This window comes from Microcystis flos-aquae FACHB-1344 (assembly GCF_014698375.1).
Lineage (GTDB): Bacteria > Cyanobacteriota > Cyanobacteriia > Cyanobacteriales > Microcystaceae > Microcystis > Microcystis aeruginosa.
Genome location: NZ_JACJSW010000201.1, coordinates 1 through 17,526, shown reverse-complemented (window position 1 = coordinate 17,526; position 17,526 = coordinate 1). Strand labels below are relative to the sequence as shown.

Genomic DNA, 17,526 nt, shown 5'->3' with positions numbered 1-17,526 from the left:
AAATCAGGCTTATGCTTGAAGCAGGAATTGATGAGGCTAAAAGAATGGCTAATAAAATTACCACCATAACACTAGCTACTGGAGTTTTCCTCGGTTGTGCAGTCATTGAAACTCCCGTTGTAAATTCTGCTCCAACATTACTCGGACCAACTCCTTATCTTAGCTTTAATGATAGTCCATTTAAAAATGTTAACTTTAGCTATTTTTACCTTGAGAATTTTGAGGATGGTTCCCTGAATGTGCCAGGTGTTACAGCCTCTAGTGCTAGTGGCTTACCATTGGGCGTGGAAGGTCCAGGTTTTTATACAGATTCTGTTGATATTGACGACGGAGTGATTGATGGAAACGGGCAACAAGGTCATGATCTCGTTGAAGTAGGTAATGGAATAATAGGAGGCTTTAAATTTACTTTTAATGCCAATACTTTAGGAAACTTTCCTACTCATGTAGGTATTGTCTGGACAGATTCATATTCAAGCTTTGGCGGAATAGATCAAACACCACTAACTTTTGAAGGGTTTGATGCACAAGGAAATTCTTTAGGTACTATTGCACTTGGTCAGGGACAGATTGGCGATACCAGAAACGACGGAACAACAGTTGATGATCGCTTTTTTGGAGTTATCAATTTAGCAGGCATTTCAGCTATCTCAATATCTCAGACTTTGATCAATGTAGGCTTTGGAGTAGATCACTTAGAATATGGATTTGTTCCCCAATCTAGTCAACCTGTTTCTGAACCTTCCACTGTCTTTGGTTTATTAGGATTTGGTTTATTTGGACTAGGTGCAATCTGCAAGCGGACTGTTTCAGCTAATTGGATGTAATAGATTCTCCCGATCTCCCGGGGAGCATCCCACTTTTGCAATAAGCAATTGTACTTAGATGTGAAATGCTTATATGGCAAGCCTTTTCGGGAGTTCATAGATTTTTAACGGTTCTCTAAATTGTGTGATTGGAACCAGAATCGTTATACTAAATCCGGTTATTAAAGACTGATTATTTATTCCCCCTTTTGCATGAGTGCCTTTTGCCTGTCTTCATAAGTAGCCTATGCTCAACGGATTTAGTATAACTTCTGCTGATCACCATAAGTGAGATAAATTCACAAATATGAGATACACCCGATTGATAGTGAACACTCATCATATATTAATAAACATAAATAAATATGAAGTAATTTAAGTTTCAAGAAGAATGAACCCGATCTTTTTTACGATGGGGGTAAAAGTGATTTTCAATTTCTCAGGTTGAAAGATGAATCCAGATTAAGCTATCTCAACGATAAGAGGACAAGCCAATGTTTGAAGATTTTACCTATATTACCGATGAGGCTTTTTTAGAGAATTATTGGTGGGAAGAAAAAGTTATCTGTCCCCACTGCCAGGGCAAAGAAAGAATCTATCTAGAGACGGAGAATGAATCCGTCCCCTGTAAATTCTGTGAGGGTAAAGGCATTATTAAACGAAAACAAGAGGAAACTAACTATTCCTAAAAATCTGTAAAATTAGATACCATATATTAAAAATCTTCTTGAGTTAAAACCTCTGGCTGACATTGTTTAATTTCGCTGTTAATTCCCAGGGCAGATTCCGATTGGAGGTCTTCGATATAACCGGATTGATGGGATAAAGCTTCAGAAAAACTCTCGAAAGGACCGAAATAATAGAGACATTTCGGCTGAGTGGTGGTGATCTCTATCCACCAAGGTTGAGGTGGTAAACTAGGCTTAATCGGGGCAGTTTCTGGGTCAAGAGGCCTTATACTGAGAATCTTAGCCCCTTGGCGCAGGAGGCGCTGTGTTTCTTGACTCATGCGGTTTTTAGGTACTCGCAGGACTGTCCGGGAGAAGCGTTGAGGCAAAGAGCCAGAAGAACCGGAAAAAACAACTTCATAGAGAAATATTTGATTCTCTCCCTGATTATTAGCCTCTAGCATACAGAAAAGATTCTCTTTTAAGGGTAAGGGTTAAAAAACAGACGCTACTTTGAGCAGATGACTCAAGCAAAATCATCTCCTAACAGAGTAGCGCATCTTGATACCATAGCATAGAGCGGCAAAAAGTTAGGTTTTGACCTACTCTCCCCTCACAGCATAGCTTGACGAGAGATTCTTCAACAAGAAGAACCCGATAGAGTTCTTTATGATGCTGTAGCCGAATCTAGGGACGTTATCTTAATGGTGAGGTACAAAGTTTTTGTTTTGTCGATGCCAAATACTGTTATACTTCATCTTTATGAGAAACCCTGTCAATAGGGTTTGCGGCAAAAAGTTTTTCCTAGGGGTAGGGTGTGGGGTGTAGGGTGTAGGGTTTTCCCCATTTTTGAATTGGCGAATTACCTAATTTTCAGGGAAAAAGTCCCTAAATTTTCCCACCGAACAATCCAATGGCTGGCACTTTTTGATTTCAAAAAGACCAAAAGATATTAGCCAAAAAGGTTGGCTCTTCTGGTTTCTGTGTGGAAGGAAGAAGAATAGGGATAATTTTCCAGAAATATAGTCTTCAAAGCCTTGCCTAGCAAAACTCCTACGAATGATCAGCACTCATTATCACACAGAGTCGAGAAGAGCCAAAGGTTTTTATATTTATGCAGCAGTCTCTCAATAATATTGACAACAAATAGAGTTTTTAAACAAATATGCAGCCACCAAAATTAAGCTTAGGAACCAGATTATTTTTATCCCATCTCCTCGTTATGGTGGTGGGATTGAGTAGCTTTATTATCATTGCTAAATTATCTTCTCCGCGAATGTTTGTTTTGCGTTTGGAACAGTTAGAAAGGCAGGGATTTTTTACCGTGCGATCAGCGAGAACTTTCTTGGTTAGGGGTTTTGAGACAGCTTGGGATAGTAGTGCCATTTGGTCATTCATTGCGGGAGGAAGTACGGCTGGTTATCTGAGTTTTTTGGTTTCTCAACGCATTATGAAACCGGTAAAACAAATGAAACAAATCACTAAAAATTTTGCTGAAGGGGATTTATCGGCGCGAGTTCCAGAAAGCGAAATCCCAGAATTAAATCAATTAGCCATCAGTTTTAATCAGATGGCGATTAGTTTAGCCGATGTGGAAAAACGGCGCCAGGAATTAATCGGTGATCTTACCCACGAATTACGCACCCCTTTAACTGTGGTACGGGGATATTTAGAAGAATTAGCCGATGGTGCGATCGAACCTAATCCAGAACTTTATCAGAAATTAGTGAAAGAAACCCGCAGGTTAGAACGTTTAACCCACGATCTACAGGAGCTATCGCGAGCGGAATCTGGTTATCTATCGATTAAAATGCAACCTGTTAATTTATTGCCTTTGTTAAATTCTCTCATCGAAAAATTTGCCGATCAATTATTAGAAGATGGACCGACTTTACAGTTAGATTGTCCCCCCAATTTACCATCTGTCATGGCCGATCCCGATCGCCTCGAACAAATCTTAGTTAATCTGCTCGGTAATGCCATTCGTTACACCGATAATGGTGCAATTACCCTGCAAGTGACAAGGGACAAAAATCGCCTACAAATTGCCGTTATCGATACAGGAATTGGCATCGCAGCAGAGGATTTACCCTTTATTTTCGAGCGCTTTTGGCGGGCCGATCGTTCTCGTTCCCGTTATTCTGGGGGTAGTGGTATTGGTTTAGCGATTACCCGTCGTTTAGTGGAATTACACCAAAGTCAAATCGAGGTGGAAAGTGAATTAGGTAAAGGCAGCACTTTCCGTTTTTCCCTAGCAATATCTCCCAATTGAGAGATGGGGAAGTGGGGAACTGGGGAACTGGGGAAGTGGAGCATTTGGCTGAAATTTCCCTAAACCCCTAAATCCCTATCACCCTATCTCCCTATCTCCCGACTCGGAGACTCGGAGACTCCTATCTCCTGATAACTGATTAAATGCCGTGACTTTTGCCGATAACCCAATGACGACGGAAGAAGCGAGCGAGGGAAGTTTCTTCTAAGGATAAGTAAATCGGTCTTCCGTGGGGACAGGTGCGGGGATTACGGGTATTTTGCCAATCATCGAGTAAATTCTGCATTTCTTTTAAACTTAAAGCTGTACCGTTGCGGATAGCACTCCGGCAAGCGGTAGCCACCTGAGCGGTTTGTAAATCCCCCCCTAAACTTAATTCTAGTAAAGCATCAGCCCGATCCTCGCGTTCTTTTAGTAGAACAGGAATACTACGAATTGCCCAAGAGCGATCGCCAAAACTAGCAATTTCTAATCCTAAACGTTGTAATTGTTCGATTTGTCGAGTAGTTAACTGATTTAAGATGATCGGAGTATCTAACGGCACGATTTCCCAGTTATCCTCTAAACGTTCGTACAAAACCCGCTCATGGGCAATATGTTGTTCGACTAACCATAATCCGTGAGGATGTTCGGCAACTATGTAAGTTTGGTGAATTTGGGCTACTGCCTTTAATTCCAGCCGATTTTTCGGGGATTTCTCCCCTATTGTATAGGTGCTTTTTTCTTCGGCAGCCTTGAGAATTTGACTGACGCGCTGATTTTGCGCTTTTTCGGGTATATGTTCGGGATTTAGTCCTAACGCCTTGTCTATGGCTGAAATTATCTGTTCTTGCCAAAAAATGAGGTTATGCAGGTATATTTCCGCTTTGGCTGGGTGACGATTCCAATCGATCGAACGAGGGTTAAGATGTAGATGGAGAAAACAAACGGGATAGCGATCTTTAGGGACTGTGCGAGCGAAAGCTTCAAATATTGCCTGTTCTAACTCCGATGAGCGCACCATTCGCCCATTAACAGCAATTCTAACCCAATCTGGTTGATGGCGAGAAATGCGATCGGGCAAACCAATGACTAATTCAATTTGAGCAGATTCTGCGTCAGGAGTCGTTAAGTCAAGTTTTAGGGATACTAAATCGTTCAAATGCAGAGATTTAACTAATTGGGGTAATATTTGACTGGCATCCTTACCCGGACTAATGCGTAACCAATCTTGATGATCTTGAAAAACCTGCCAAGTAATTTGGGGATGACAGAGAGCAAAATTATGAATTAAAGTCTGTATATCCTTTAATTGTTTGTTAATTGACGGTAAAGCTTGACGACGCACGGGAAAGTTACCAAAGAGATTCTCTACCGTGACGATAGTACCGATAGCTATAGGAATCGTTTCTAAATTACCCGGCTCGCCTTGGTGATTGTAAAGACAATAACAACCTAAATCATCGTCATGGCGACTGGCAACCCGCAGATGCGCCACCTGTGCGATACTGTGCAAAGCTTCACCACGGAATCCGAGACTGGTAATCTGCCAAAGATCGTCCCGTTGGCGGATTTTGCTGGTACTGTGGGCATAGCTACACAGTTGCAAATCTTCTCTAGACATTCCCCCACCGTTATCCGATACTTGTATTCGCCAGTTTTGGGGAGATATATCGATGGTAATCCTATCGGCCTCCGCATCAATGGCATTTTCGACTAATTCTCGCACCACAGCGCCTAAAGAGTCGATTACCTCTCCTGCGGCAATTAAATCGATTACGTCTTGGGGTAAAACTTGTATGGGCAAAGTCATCAATTAATGGTTTTAGCCAAGGGCAAACTCGGTATATTGTCGCACAGGGGGCCCATGGTAAGCTAAAACGATGTCTTGTTTGGGGACTCCCCTAGCTACCAATTTATCAGCGATCGCTGCTGCCGTGCCGTCCTGCTGCACTCAGATTTTATTACTAATAATATCAACGGGAATTATACAGCCATAAATGCCCGTGCTGCTGTCCCCGTAACCGAATCAAAAAATGTTTCAGTTTTGACGGGATCACTAGGCGCTCTCAGTAGGGAATCTGATTTTTGTGAATTACTGTTTGAAAGAGTCCCCGACCGAGAAAATATTGATAGAGTATTGATTAGGAGACTAGGAAAAATTCAACTTTAAGAGGATTGTCACTGATGACAGCAGTTACCGAGAATGATCTGAAAAGGTTAGAAGATTTAATCGTTAGCGGACAGAAAGCGATCGAATCCCGACTAACAGCGATCGAGTCCCGACTGACAAACCTAGAAAATGGACAGAAAGCGATCGAGAACAGTCTAGGAGAAATTAAAGGAGATATTAAGGCCTTAGATGCCAAAGTTATGGGACTAGAAAAGCGGGTTGACGATCTCAACGCACGAGTCAACATTACCACCATTGGATTCCTTAGTATTGTCGGCATTTTGGTGACAGGAATGCTGACTATTGCCAGCAAAACAGTCTTTTTCCCCTAGTCCCTAGAATGATACTAAATCCTGTGTAAAAGGTATAGGAGAGTAGGTGAGTGCCAAAGCACTGGAGCGGGGAAAAACAATCGATAACTTGGCAGTTAATCACACTATTAAAAACGGATTTGGTGTAAGACGGCCTAAATAAGTCGATATATGGTTCTGCTCGCTGTCTATGTCGGGGAGAAATCTCTCTGGCATTTCTCCAGTGCGGAATGTAGGCTAAAAATTGGCCCGGTCAGGAAATCTTGATGTTAAATTCCCGAAAAATTGCGCTAGGATCGGCTTCATAGCACAGGAAAGGCGATCGAGTGGGATAACCGATCCTGTGGTTTGAGAACGTGACTGTATAATTGTTAGAGTGTCAATAGATCAATTCCAGAGGAATCATGAGCAATATCCAAGATAAAATTCAAGAAGAGCTAGAAAACGCCAGAGCCGTCTGTAGTACGGAAGGTGCCACCTCTGGCGAATGCGCCGCCGCTTGGGATGCGGTGGAAGAATTACAAGCAGAAGCCGCTCACCAACGTCAGGACCACCCCCAAAAAACCTACTTCGAAAATTATTGTGATTCTAATCCCGATGCCGCCGAGTGTCGCATTTATGAAGATTAATGCAGTCAGGCAGCGGTTTTTTCTCTCCTCACAGTAGAATCCTAGCTTTAGGGCGATCTCAGCTATAAAGGGATCGCCCCTCGTTTTTTTGTTTGTTGGTCAAGCTGTGGCCGATTTTGGCTCCTGCGTCCGAAGACAGTAAAATATTGACAGTGTAATTATGTCTGAATAGTTTATGAATCAACTTTGGTTTCGTCCTCTCGTTTGGATAGATTATCGTTTAGCCGTCCTATTTACGGTGATTATTCCGGCAATTTTGTTAATTTGGTCTTTATTTGCAAAAATCGAATCATTACAAAAATTGTTGATTATCTATTGGCGAGTGGCTAGTCTTTTATTAATTACTGTATATTTAATGATCGCTTCCTGGCCGATTGGTTTTGTTACCAGTTTTTTAGCTAAGATTTTAATCCCGATTTCCCTCTGGTTTTGGGTGGATATTAACGATGAAATTAAAGATTTACCCGCCAGTCCAATTAAATTTGTCACCACTGCTTGGCGTTGGGCAGTAACGATTTATTGTCCTTTGGGCGCGATTTCTACCTTACCTTTTCTCTCCTGTGCTATGTCAGGGGAATTGCTAAATTCTCCCTATTGTCAAGTTTGGCAGGAAGCACCTTGGCAGTTTCGCGAGATTTTTCATTCAGAAGCTACCGCTAATGTTTTGGGCTTTTTTGGTTTAGTTGGTCTCTCTTTTTATACTCTCTATTTTGCCCATTTTCTTCTTATTCGCCTTGGCAAACAGGGACGTTCAGCTTTACAATAGGAGGTCTTTAGCTATCGATAATTAGCCATTTTTCTATGAATATTGGTAGACAACTCGAACAATACACCCTCAAAAATCCCCAAGAGGTTTTATTAGTGACTATTGCTGTGGATGGGGAGGAGGAAGAAATCTCTATTTTTAAAGGTTTTTCTAGTTCCCTTACCCGCAGCACCCCCTACGATCCCGATATTCCGATCATTCCTGAAACTGCTAGAGTTATTAAGATAGATCGTCTTGCTAGTCCTTATCATCCCCTTAATCCTCGCTATATCCAAGAAAATCTTACCTTAGAGGAAATGCAATCTTTACTGATTAATTGAAACGGTAATTTTGCTTGGATAATATCAGCACCCATCTCGATGGATTTAACAGCTTTTATTTACCATCCATAAACTTTGTCTATCTAGACAAGAGGTAAATTTTGCGGCGTTTTAGTGGTAAAATTACCAAAGAACAATAATCGCTGCCAGTATTCAAGCTGTCAAAGTGGATTTCATCCTCGGCATTGATCGAGAACAATCAAAAAACTGGAGAATAATCGGAGAATCTATGCAACTTAACCCATCTAAACAAGAACTATTACAAATTGAGTATTTAGTTACCTCTGCCACCGGTCAAAATATGGTTAAAGACGAGGGAAAAGATGTGATTAAAGGATTAACTAAAACCCCCAAAAGTTTACCATCTAAATATTTTTATGATCGGCAAGGTTCCCAACTTTTTGAAGCAATCTGTCAATTACCAGAATACTATCCCACTAGGACAGAAGCCGCTATTCTCCAAGAATATGCTCAAGAAATTGTCGCCTATACAGGTCCCTGCGAATTGATCGAATTAGGTAGTGGTAGTTCCACGAAAACTCGTCTGTTATTGGACGCTTATTATCGGCAACAAAAATCCTCTAAATATGTACCTATCGATGTTAGTGAAACTATTCTCAAAGCTAGTGCCATAGAATTACAAAAAGAATATCCTAATTTACCCATTCAGGGGTTAATTGGAACCTACGAACAGGCCTTAGCTTATTATCAAAACACTTCCTATAATACCAGAATGATTTTTTTCTTGGGAAGTTCTATCGGTAATTTTTCTGCATCTGAATGTGATAAATTCTTAGAAGAAATTGCCACTGTCCTAAAAGCTGGAGATTATTTTTTATTAGGGATTGATCTCCAAAAACCGTCAGCAATTCTAGAAGCAGCTTATAATGATGCCCAAGGGGTGACAGCAGCTTTTAATTTAAATATGCTTTCCCATTTAAATTGGCGTTTTCAAGCTGATTTTAACCTTGATTTATTTAGTCATCAAGCTATCTATAATCAAGACAAATCCCAAATTGAAATGTATTTAATTTGTCAAAAAACTCACCATGTTCATCTTAAAAAACTCGATTTAACAGTTAATTTTCAAGCATCAGAAAGTATTTTGACAGAAATTTCGCGTAAATTTAACCTAGAAACTATGGAAAAAGACCTAGAATCAAAGGGATTAAAACCCCTTAGGGTTTTCACCGATCCTGAAAATTTATTCGGGTTAATTCTCTGTCAGTTATACCTGTAAATAACGAAAACATTATCATCAGTAATAGAGGCATAAAAACATGGAAAAGATTCAAGCACAGGCTCCTATATCTCTAAATAAATGTAGTCGAGAAAATCTACTGGACTATTTTGAAAATGCTTGGCAATTAGAAGATATGCTGTTAAAAAGCATCATCAAAGAAGAAGCTTTTTATTGTAACCCTGACGATTTAAGAAATCCCCTCATTTTTTATTTAGGTCATGCTGCCGCTTTTTATCTTAATAAATTGCAGCTGGTTAACCTATTAAAAAAAAGCCCTAATCCTGACTACGAATTATTGTTTGGAGTGGGAGTAGATCCGGCAACTCCCGCAGAATTAAACTCTGCTATCGCCCATATTCAGTGGCCCGGGGTGGCTAAGGTTTGGGAATATCGGCAACAAGTCTATGAAATTGTGGTCGAAATAATTAAAAATACCCCCCTTAATCTTCCTATTCATCCTCAGCATTCTCTCTGGTCATTAATGATGGGAATTGAGCATCAGCGTGTTCACTTTGAAACATCTTCAATGTTACTCAGACAACTGCCCTTAGAGCGTCTGCAACGTCCTCAAGGGTGGCATTATGCCCCTTCTTTTGGTCAAGCTTATCCTAACCAAATGGTGGAGGTTTCTGGGGGAATAGTGGAAATTGGTAAACCCCAAGATTCTCCTATTTATGGTTGGGATAACGAGTATGGTTATCGTCAAGTTCAAGTTAACAATTTTCTGGTGAGTAAATATATGATTACCAACGGAGAATTTAAAGAATTTGTCGATAATGGTGGCTACGAAAATCCCAGCTATTGGGATGAAGAAGCTTGGCAATGGAAAAATCATTACCGAGTCAAATATCCTAAATTTTGGCTGGTAGATGAGGGAGGAAATTATCAATATCGAGCCATGTTTGATGTTCTCGATTTACCTCTTGATTGGCCGGTAGAAGTTAACTATTATGAAGCGATCGCCTACTGTCGTTTTCAAGGTCAAGGAATACGTTTAATGACGGAAGCTGAATGGAATTTAGTCACCTATGGCAGTCAAAAAAATCGATGTTATACCCTAGAAAACGATAACTTTGAGGACTATAACCTCAATTTAAAATTCTGTTCTCCCACTCCCGTAGGAATGTTAAAAAATGCGGGCAATAACTCAGAAATTTATGACTTACGCGGTAACGTCTGGGAATGGCTAGAAGATGATTTTAATCCCTTAACTGACTTTCAACCCCATTACCTCTATGCTGACAATTCCACTCCTTTCTTTAATAGTCAACATAAAATGATGTTAGGAGGAGCTTGGGTAACTAACGGCACAGAAATCCTACCCTACTATCGCAATTGGTTTCGCCGGAATTTTTATCAACACGCTGGTTTTAGAATCGCACAAAGTCTTTAGGTGGGGTGTGGGGTGTGGGGTGTGGGGTTTTACCCATTTTCAGGGAAAAAGTGCCTAATTTTCCCCCCCGATTACTGCAAAGGCCAGCACTTTTTGATGTCAAAAAAGCCTAAAGATATTATCCAACAAGGTTTTTAGATTCATTCGGCCAACTTTAGGTAATTGCCAATTTTTTAAAAAATTCCTGTAACAGTTGCCCCTCGATCGCTACAATAGAACCTAGTAGAGCGCGGATAAAATCGATCGCCATGAATCAACCTGCAATTTTTCATCTCGCTATTCCGATTACCAATGTGTCCACCGCTAAAAGCTTCTACTGTGATGGTTTAGGTTGTTTAGCAGGAAGGGAAACCGAGAAAGCGATAATCTTAAATTTCTCCGGTCATCAGGTAGTCGCTCACGTCACCGAAATGCCTCTTACTCCCCAAAATAGCATTTATCCTCGCCATTTTGGTCTAATTCTGCCGGATGCCAGCGATTGGGACAATCTTCTCGAAAAAGCGCGAGTCAATCAACTAAAATTTTATCTAGAACCAAAAACTCGCTTTACTGGGGAGATAACCGAACATAAAACCTTTTTCCTGGAGGATCCTTTCTATAATCTCCTGGAATTTAAACATTATCGCCACTACGAAGCTATTTTTGCCAGTCGGCAATTAACAGCGATCGGCGATCGAGCTTAAAATAAACAACAGGTGACTTTTTTGTAACTGGTTAGTTCTATCTTTAACCGAGACAAAAATAGGGGAACTTCGCTCAGATTTTCTCATCAAAACTAAAAAAACCTTGGCTGGCAATGATCAATTCTTAGGAAATCTATGAAAAAACTTTTATTGTTAACCCTATTCATTATCGGTCTAGGATTTGCTCTCTTTAACTTTACTGGATTAGCAAATCGGGGCGAATATCAATCAATTTTGATCGACTTTAAAGACGATATACCCGTCAGCGTCCTCGATGAGCAGTTAAATGCTATCAACAAAAAAGCGGGAAAAACCACCAGTTTAAATAGTATTTTTTCCATCGATGAACATCTTTACATTATCGATGGAGATAGCAAACTCCTGAAAAATCTCCGCAATTCCGACCTAAAAAAATACACCGAATCGATCGAACCCGATTATATTTATCATGCTTTTATCGCCCCCAATGACCCCGACTATAGCAAACAGTGGAACCTAAGGGGAATTAACATCGAACGTGCTTGGGAAGAAAATCACGGTGAAGGGATCACCGTCGCTGTTATTGATACAGGTGTATCAATAGTTCCCGATCTGCGAGAAACCGAGTTTGTCGAAGGCTACGACTTCGTCAACGATCGCAGCAATGCCGAGGACGATAACGGTCACGGAACCCATGTAGCGGGAACAATTGCCCAATCGACCAATAATAACTACGGGGTGGCCGGCATCGCCTACAAAGCCAAAATTATGCCCCTCAAGGTGCTTTCCGGGACGGGTGGGGGAACCGTGGGAGATATTGCCGAAGCGATCCGTTTTGCCGTCGATAATAAAGCCGATGTCATCAATATGAGTTTAGGGGGTGGAGGCGAAACCCAAGTAATGAAAGAGGCGATCGAATATGCCTATAGTAAAGGTGTGGTAATCGTCGCCGCTGCCGGTAATGCCGATGATAATTCCGCCGCCTATCCCGCCCGTTTTCCGCACGTTATCGGCGTTTCTGCGGTAGATGCCTCCGGAAATAAAGCCCCCTATTCTAATTTCGGGGCCGGAATCGATATTGCTGCCCCAGGCGGCTCCGATACGGGTAAAATTGTCCAAGAAACCATCGATCCGGCTAAGGGGGGGGAACCGGCGTTCCTCGGTTTTCAGGGAACCAGCATGGCTGCCCCTCACGTTGCCGGGGTGGTAGCTTTAATCAAGGCTGCGGGAATTAAAGAACCCAATGCAGTTTTAGAGGTTTTGCAACAGTCGGCCCGTAAGATTAATGATGATCCCTTTAATCATTTTGGGGCCGGACAATTAGACGCGGGCAATGCCCTACAATTGGCCCTGAAAGGACAGATTACTTTCCGGGATTTTTGGCGTTGGTTGCGCGATAACGGTTATCTCAATCCCCGTTTCTGGATTGATGGCGGCGCGGTGGCGGTTTTGCCCAAAATTGGCATGGTTTTGGGTTCTTACTTGCTTGCTTGGCTACTGAGAAATTATTTTCCCTTCTCTTGGAATGGTTTTCTCAATGCTGGTCTGATTTTTGGCAGTTCTGGCTTATTTTTCCTCAGAGGTCTTTATATCTTCGATTTACCCCAATGGCCTTTCCGAGTGATGGGGAGTTCTCTTTCTGACCTAGGAGGTGTTATTCAGGGAAGTTCTGCCCTTAATCCGCTTTTTGCTAGTGTTATCCTGCCCTTTGTCCTGATTGCGCTGCTTTTGGGTCATCCCCAAGCAAAATGGTTAGCGGTGGGGGTATCTTTAGCCATGGCGGTGACTTTAGGTATCAGTGCTGTTATCGATCCTACTCTGATCTGGTTAGGTTCTGGTACGATCGCTCGGACATTTTTGGGCGTAAATGCGCTTTTATGTCTCGGTTTAGGTTATTTAGCCCTAAAAAGTGCTACTTCATCCCGATACGCTTAAACAGGGGTTACAATGGGACAATAAGGGTGATTTACCGATAAAAACCTCTTTGGTTTTGGTATCTTCCTTTTGTTTTGCATTGAGTTCTCCTACAACAGCAGCCTCGGACATTAACCGAGGTTTTTTCTTTATGGTGTATGTTAGTTTCTAAGGGTTTTTTGGGAATCCCCAATCCCTATCTCGAAAGTTTCCCCCAATACCCCCTCGAATCATCGAGTTTATCTATTGTCTCTTTTCTAAGGTGTCTATCGTGTCAAATCATAAAATTCTCGTTATCGATGACAGTAAAGTGATCAGGATGCACGTTCGCGATATGTTACCAGAGGGTAACTTTGAATTTCTCGAAGCTAAAGACGGATTAGAGGGTTATAATCTCATCCGTACCGAAAACCCGAATTTGATTATTTTGGACTTCCTTCTCCCGAAAATGAGCGGTTGGGAGGTGTTTCAGCAAATCCAAACCGAAGATAATCTCAAAAGTATCCCCCTAGTGTTAATGTCGGGACGGAAAGAGGAGGTAGTAGAGAAAATCCCCGAACCTTTCCAGCATTTTGCCTTTATTGAGAAGCCTTTCGACCAAAAACAATTGGTACAAGCGATTAAAGAAGCGAGGGCTAAGGCCAAACAATATTCCCCCAAACCAACAGTTTTTAGCCCGAAACTAGAGGAACTCACCGGGGATTATAGCACCGATATTCAGACTCTCCGGGTCCAAATTGCCCAAATGCAAACAGAAATGGAAACTATGAAGAAACAAATGTCTCAATTAGTGGCTTTTATTAAGAAAAAACTGGCCTAGAACTATTCAGCCCGATTTTTGATGACTTGGGCCAGCAGTTATCCTGATCTGGCGGTGCCAATCTCTGGCTAATCTCCTATCCCTTTTAAACAGGATTTAGGATAATATGAAGTAGTCTTTATTTGGTGAGTGACTAATACTAAATCCGTTGAGTATAGGCTACTTATAAGGATAGGCACTCATGCAAGAGGCACTCATGCAAAAAGAGGAATAGATAATCAGTCTTTAATAACTGGATTTAGTATGAATTGGCAAGAAATAGCAGGTAATTGGGTTTTTCTCCCCCGTCGTCCCCGGGGTATCATTCACTTTTTAGGGGGGGCATTTGTGGCGGCAGCCCCGAATATTACCTATCGTTGGTTATTAGAAAGTCTTGGGAATTCAGGATACGCTATTGTTGCTACTCCCTTTGTTAATACCCTCGATCATAAATCGATCGCCCGCACTGTTTTAAACCGTTTTGATAATATTATTGAACGTCTGCGCTGGAATCATAGTCTGCCCCAAGGTTATCTCCCCATCTACGGATTGGGTCACAGTATGGGGTGTAAACTACATTTATTAATCGGTAGTCTCTACGAAGTGGAACGGGCGGGAAATATACTCATTTCCTTTAATAATTATCCCATTCGTCGAGCTATTCCCTTGATCGAACCTTTGCAAATTGACACCACTTTTAACCTCGAATTTACCCCTTCCCCCGAAGAAACAAACGAGTTAATTTTCCAAGATTATGCCATTCGTCGCAATCTTTTAATCCGTTTTCAAGACGACACGATCGATCAATCTCTGGTATTAAATCCCCTGCTAAAAAAACGCTTTAATGATTTAATTGCCCTGCGAACTCTCCCGGGCAATCATCTCACTCCCTTGAGTCAAGATGTCAGTTGGCAAACCGGAGAAGTATTTACTCCCCTCGATGCGATCGGCCAATGGTTAAAACAGGGACTTGCCCGGGATAATTCCCGTCTCAAAGATGAGATTCTCCACTGGTTAAATCCCGTCCTTCCAGCCTCTCGTTAGCTTTCCTCTAGATTAATCCCCAGGGCCCGTAATTGCGCCTCTATGCGGGCTAATTTTGCCTCAGCTTCCCGGGACCGTTGACGTTCCTGTTGGGCTTGCTGTTCGGCGGCATTGGCTCGTTGTTCGGCTAATTCAGCTTTTTGCTTGATTTCTAGGGTGGTCAAAAACCGCGAGCCATCGGGATAAAAAATAGCTAACTGGGGACTCTCCAGTTGAAAACGAATCTGTAGAAGCGGACTCTGCCAATTATCGATCGCGGGAATCATCTCCAATCGATCACCCCTTCGCCACCAACCCTGTAGATAATTAGCATCGGGATCGTAGAGATAATATTCTTCTACGCCAAAACGCTGATAAAATTGCCATTTTCGGCGCATTTCCGCTTTAGTGTTGCCCGGAGAGAGAATTTCAAAGACTACCTGCGGCGCAATCTGGTTCTCTAACCATTGCTTATAGGAACCTCGATCGCCCTTGGGTCTGCCAAACACCACCATAGCATCCGGCGCTTGACAGGTTTTATTATCCCCCTCGACCGGATACCACAACAGATCGCCGGCGATAAACACATTGTCATTCTCTGCGAATAAACATTCGAGATTTTCCTTGATCGTCACGATCCAGCGAAACTGTTTGGTATTATCGGCCATCGGTTTACCGTCACTATCGGGATAGATAATCTCCGACTCAGAGAAAGATATCGCTTTTACCATCGTTCTACTCCCTAGCGTACTAACTATTTAGTATAGCATTAAATTCCCTGACGAAAGAGGGCAAAGGCCGAAGTATAACCGTGTAAAAAAGTGCGACCGCCCACTGGCCCGATTTCTCCATTGCCAAAGAAGCCAGCGAGGGGAATATTGGCGAAATAACGCTGAAAAAGACCCGAATCAAAGTCCGGTTTTTCGTAGAGATTTTCCCCGCGACCGAGACAGGAAAAGATCAAAGCTCCTAGTATATCTGAACTAGCGGGTTTTTCTTGGGGAAAAGCTTGCAAAAGTAATTCTAAATCTAGGGCGGAAGTCTCGGCATCGCGCAGGTGAAATTGTACCCGCTGCCCCGGACGAACTCGATCGCCAATTGCGATCGCACCTTGGCGAGGATCTACTCCCAAAACATTGCGAATTAAGAAATCTCCGGGCCGCAACTGCATTTTAAACTCATCCCTAGCAATACCGATAAAAAGGGAGTGTTGCGCTAATTCTCGGTCTTTTTCCCTCAAGGAGGGGATTAAAGCCCGCAGTAGATTTAAAGGTGGTTGCGCGGTCCCATCGGCCCCTTTACCGGTCATGGAGATGATAATATTGCGTTCTCCCTCACTCACCTGATAAATCGGTCCGATGGGACGACAACCCTGGGCGACGATAGTTTCGACGATAATATGGCCAGAAAGGGCGATTCCTACGGTTCCCTGACGATAGAGATAGGTATTACGGGGTTTTTGTTGATCGTGGTAGAATAGACCCCCAGAACGTTCAATCATGCCACCACTGACTAAACCGCCGATTTTGGCCGAACTGGGGTAGGCAAAATCTAAACCCTCTAACAGATCATTGATGCGACTGGAAAAAGGATCGGCTAAAAGGATAAATTGGGGATTTTTGGCCGCTTCTACCCCTAATAATTCTGTCCAACTAGAGGGGGAACTGTCGAGATCGGGCATTTCCGCCGCTTCGATATAGAAAGGCTGTACTTCCACATTGGGCAAATGGGCGACGGTGAGACTTAAAGCCGGACTCGCTTCGATTTCTCGCGCTTTTTCCCTGTCATCCATGCCGACAACCCCCGCCCCACCGCAGCCGATCAGGACAGGAACGGAGAGTTTATCCAAGATTAAGGGAACTAAACGGGGATAGTCGCTGGCATAGGCAGAAGAAATAAAAATTATGGCTAAATCTGCCGATCCAACTAATTTATCTTGCACTTTTTCCACTACCTCCGTCACCGCCGCTTCTAGGGAGGGACGGGTTGATAGGGCATTAATCCACTCGATGCGATCGCTCATCGAAAATTTGGGTCTGAAACCCCGTCGTTCTACGACGGCTTTACTGTTAAATATTAGCACATTTACGAAATATATGCTAAAATGTGAGACATGGAAAAAGCCTACTCGTTTCGATTTTACCCAACACCCGAACAAGAGTCGCTATTGCGGCGCACATTGGGCTGTGTAAGATTAGTTTACAACAAAGCTCTCCACGAACGAACACAAGCTTGGTACGAAAAGCAAGAAAGAGTAGGCTACGCTCAAACTTCTTCAATGCTAACCGATTGGAAAAAGCAAGAAGAATTAAACTTTCTCAATGAAGTAAGCTGTGTACCTTTACAACAAGGGTTAAGACATTTACAAACAGCTTTCACTAACTTCTTTGCTGGTCGTACTAAGTATCCTAACTTTAAGAAAAAACATCAAGGAGGAAGTGCCGAATTTACTAAGTCTGCTTTTAAATTCAAAGACAGACAAATCTATTTAGCTAAATGCACAGAACCTTTACCTATTCGATGGTCAAGACAAATCCCAGAAAGCTGTGAACCAAGCACAGTAACAGT

At 42.3% G+C, this 17,526-nt stretch carries 19 protein-coding genes; 14 read left to right on the top strand and 5 right to left on the bottom strand.

Annotated features, from left to right (window positions below; translation table 11 throughout):
* Positions 1-11 precede the first annotated feature (11 nt).
* On the top strand, positions 12-827 hold the full coding sequence (locus tag H6G48_RS20670; protein ID WP_190723039.1) for a PEP-CTERM sorting domain-containing protein: 816 nt from the start codon (positions 12-14) through the stop codon (positions 825-827).
* A 473-nt stretch (positions 828-1,300) separates the two neighbouring features.
* Positions 1,301-1,495 (top strand): hypothetical protein, encoded by a 195-nt coding sequence (locus H6G48_RS20665; protein WP_004159306.1) that lies wholly within the window; start codon positions 1,301-1,303, stop codon positions 1,493-1,495.
* 26 nt (positions 1,496-1,521) lie between these two features.
* Here H6G48_RS20665 and H6G48_RS20660 read toward each other — a convergent pair whose 3' ends face one another.
* Positions 1,522-1,938 carry a DUF1816 domain-containing protein gene (locus H6G48_RS20660; RefSeq protein WP_190723038.1) on the bottom strand — a complete coding sequence of 139 codons (417 nt, stop codon included), beginning with the start codon at positions 1,936-1,938 and terminating at the stop codon, positions 1,522-1,524.
* A gap of 701 nt (positions 1,939-2,639) precedes the next feature.
* Here H6G48_RS20660 and H6G48_RS20655 point away from each other — a divergent pair.
* Complete coding sequence (locus H6G48_RS20655; protein ID WP_147069186.1) at positions 2,640-3,746, top strand: sensor histidine kinase; 1,107 nt, start codon at positions 2,640-2,642, stop codon at positions 3,744-3,746.
* Between the two features lie 139 nt (positions 3,747-3,885).
* Here the strand turns inward: H6G48_RS20655 and mutL are convergent, their stop codons facing one another.
* Entirely contained in the window at positions 3,886-5,538 is a 1,653-nt protein-coding gene (gene mutL / locus H6G48_RS20650) for a DNA mismatch repair endonuclease MutL (RefSeq protein ID WP_190723037.1), read from the bottom strand.
* 12 nt (positions 5,539-5,550) lie between these two features.
* Positions 5,551-5,679 carry an element excision factor XisI family protein gene (locus tag H6G48_RS20645; protein WP_004159297.1) on the bottom strand — a complete coding sequence of 43 codons (129 nt, stop codon included), beginning with the start codon at positions 5,677-5,679 and terminating at the stop codon, positions 5,551-5,553.
* A gap of 233 nt (positions 5,680-5,912) precedes the next feature.
* On the opposite strand from H6G48_RS20645, the gene H6G48_RS20640 reads away from it, so the two are divergent.
* From H6G48_RS20640 to H6G48_RS20595, 10 genes are all read left to right on the top strand, one after another.
* Positions 5,913-6,230 (top strand): DUF4164 domain-containing protein, encoded by a 318-nt coding sequence (locus H6G48_RS20640; RefSeq protein WP_159290913.1) that lies wholly within the window; start codon positions 5,913-5,915, stop codon positions 6,228-6,230.
* Positions 6,231-6,613: 383 nt separating this feature from the next.
* A complete protein-coding gene (locus H6G48_RS20635) occupies positions 6,614-6,838 on the top strand; it encodes a Calvin cycle protein CP12 (RefSeq protein ID WP_002781201.1) in 225 nt (74 codons plus the stop codon).
* Positions 6,839-7,013: 175 nt separating this feature from the next.
* Positions 7,014-7,604 (top strand): DUF3177 family protein, encoded by a 591-nt coding sequence (locus H6G48_RS20630; RefSeq protein ID WP_004159290.1) that lies wholly within the window; start codon positions 7,014-7,016, stop codon positions 7,602-7,604.
* Between the two features lie 35 nt (positions 7,605-7,639).
* Positions 7,640-7,924: a DUF7734 family protein gene (locus H6G48_RS20625; RefSeq protein ID WP_079207459.1), complete on the top strand. Its 285-nt coding sequence runs from the start codon at positions 7,640-7,642 to the stop codon at positions 7,922-7,924.
* Positions 7,925-8,153: 229 nt separating this feature from the next.
* Entirely contained in the window at positions 8,154-9,164 is a 1,011-nt protein-coding gene (gene egtD, locus H6G48_RS20620; protein ID WP_190723036.1) for an L-histidine N(alpha)-methyltransferase, read from the top strand.
* A gap of 40 nt (positions 9,165-9,204) precedes the next feature.
* Positions 9,205-10,560, top strand: a complete 1,356-nt coding sequence (ovoA, locus tag H6G48_RS20615) for a 5-histidylcysteine sulfoxide synthase (RefSeq protein WP_190723035.1) — start codon at positions 9,205-9,207, stop codon at positions 10,558-10,560.
* A 248-nt stretch (positions 10,561-10,808) separates the two neighbouring features.
* A complete protein-coding gene (locus H6G48_RS20610; protein WP_190723034.1) occupies positions 10,809-11,243 on the top strand; it encodes a VOC family protein in 435 nt (144 codons plus the stop codon).
* 135 nt (positions 11,244-11,378) lie between these two features.
* The gene (locus H6G48_RS20605) at positions 11,379-13,157 is read left to right on the top strand and encodes a S8 family peptidase (RefSeq protein ID WP_190723033.1); all 1,779 of its coding nucleotides are present in this window, start codon (positions 11,379-11,381) and stop codon (positions 13,155-13,157) included.
* 250 nt (positions 13,158-13,407) lie between these two features.
* The gene (locus H6G48_RS20600; RefSeq protein WP_190723032.1) at positions 13,408-13,956 is read left to right on the top strand and encodes a response regulator; all 549 of its coding nucleotides are present in this window, start codon (positions 13,408-13,410) and stop codon (positions 13,954-13,956) included.
* A 243-nt stretch (positions 13,957-14,199) separates the two neighbouring features.
* The gene (locus tag H6G48_RS20595) at positions 14,200-14,979 is read left to right on the top strand and encodes a DUF1350 family protein (protein ID WP_190723031.1); all 780 of its coding nucleotides are present in this window, start codon (positions 14,200-14,202) and stop codon (positions 14,977-14,979) included.
* On the opposite strand, the gene H6G48_RS20590 is transcribed toward H6G48_RS20595, so the two are convergent.
* A complete protein-coding gene (locus H6G48_RS20590) occupies positions 14,976-15,689 on the bottom strand; it encodes a Uma2 family endonuclease (protein ID WP_190723030.1) in 714 nt (237 codons plus the stop codon). The genes H6G48_RS20595 and H6G48_RS20590 overlap by 4 nt on opposite strands.
* Before the next feature lie 38 nt (positions 15,690-15,727).
* Positions 15,728-16,981, bottom strand: coding sequence for an FIST signal transduction protein (locus tag H6G48_RS20585; protein ID WP_190723029.1), 1,254 nt, complete (start codon positions 16,979-16,981; stop codon positions 15,728-15,730).
* A 90-nt stretch (positions 16,982-17,071) separates the two neighbouring features.
* Here H6G48_RS20585 and H6G48_RS20580 point away from each other — a divergent pair.
* Positions 17,072-17,526, top strand: a 455-nt coding sequence (locus H6G48_RS20580; protein WP_190723028.1) for an RNA-guided endonuclease InsQ/TnpB family protein, incomplete at its 3' end; no start/stop codon positions are given.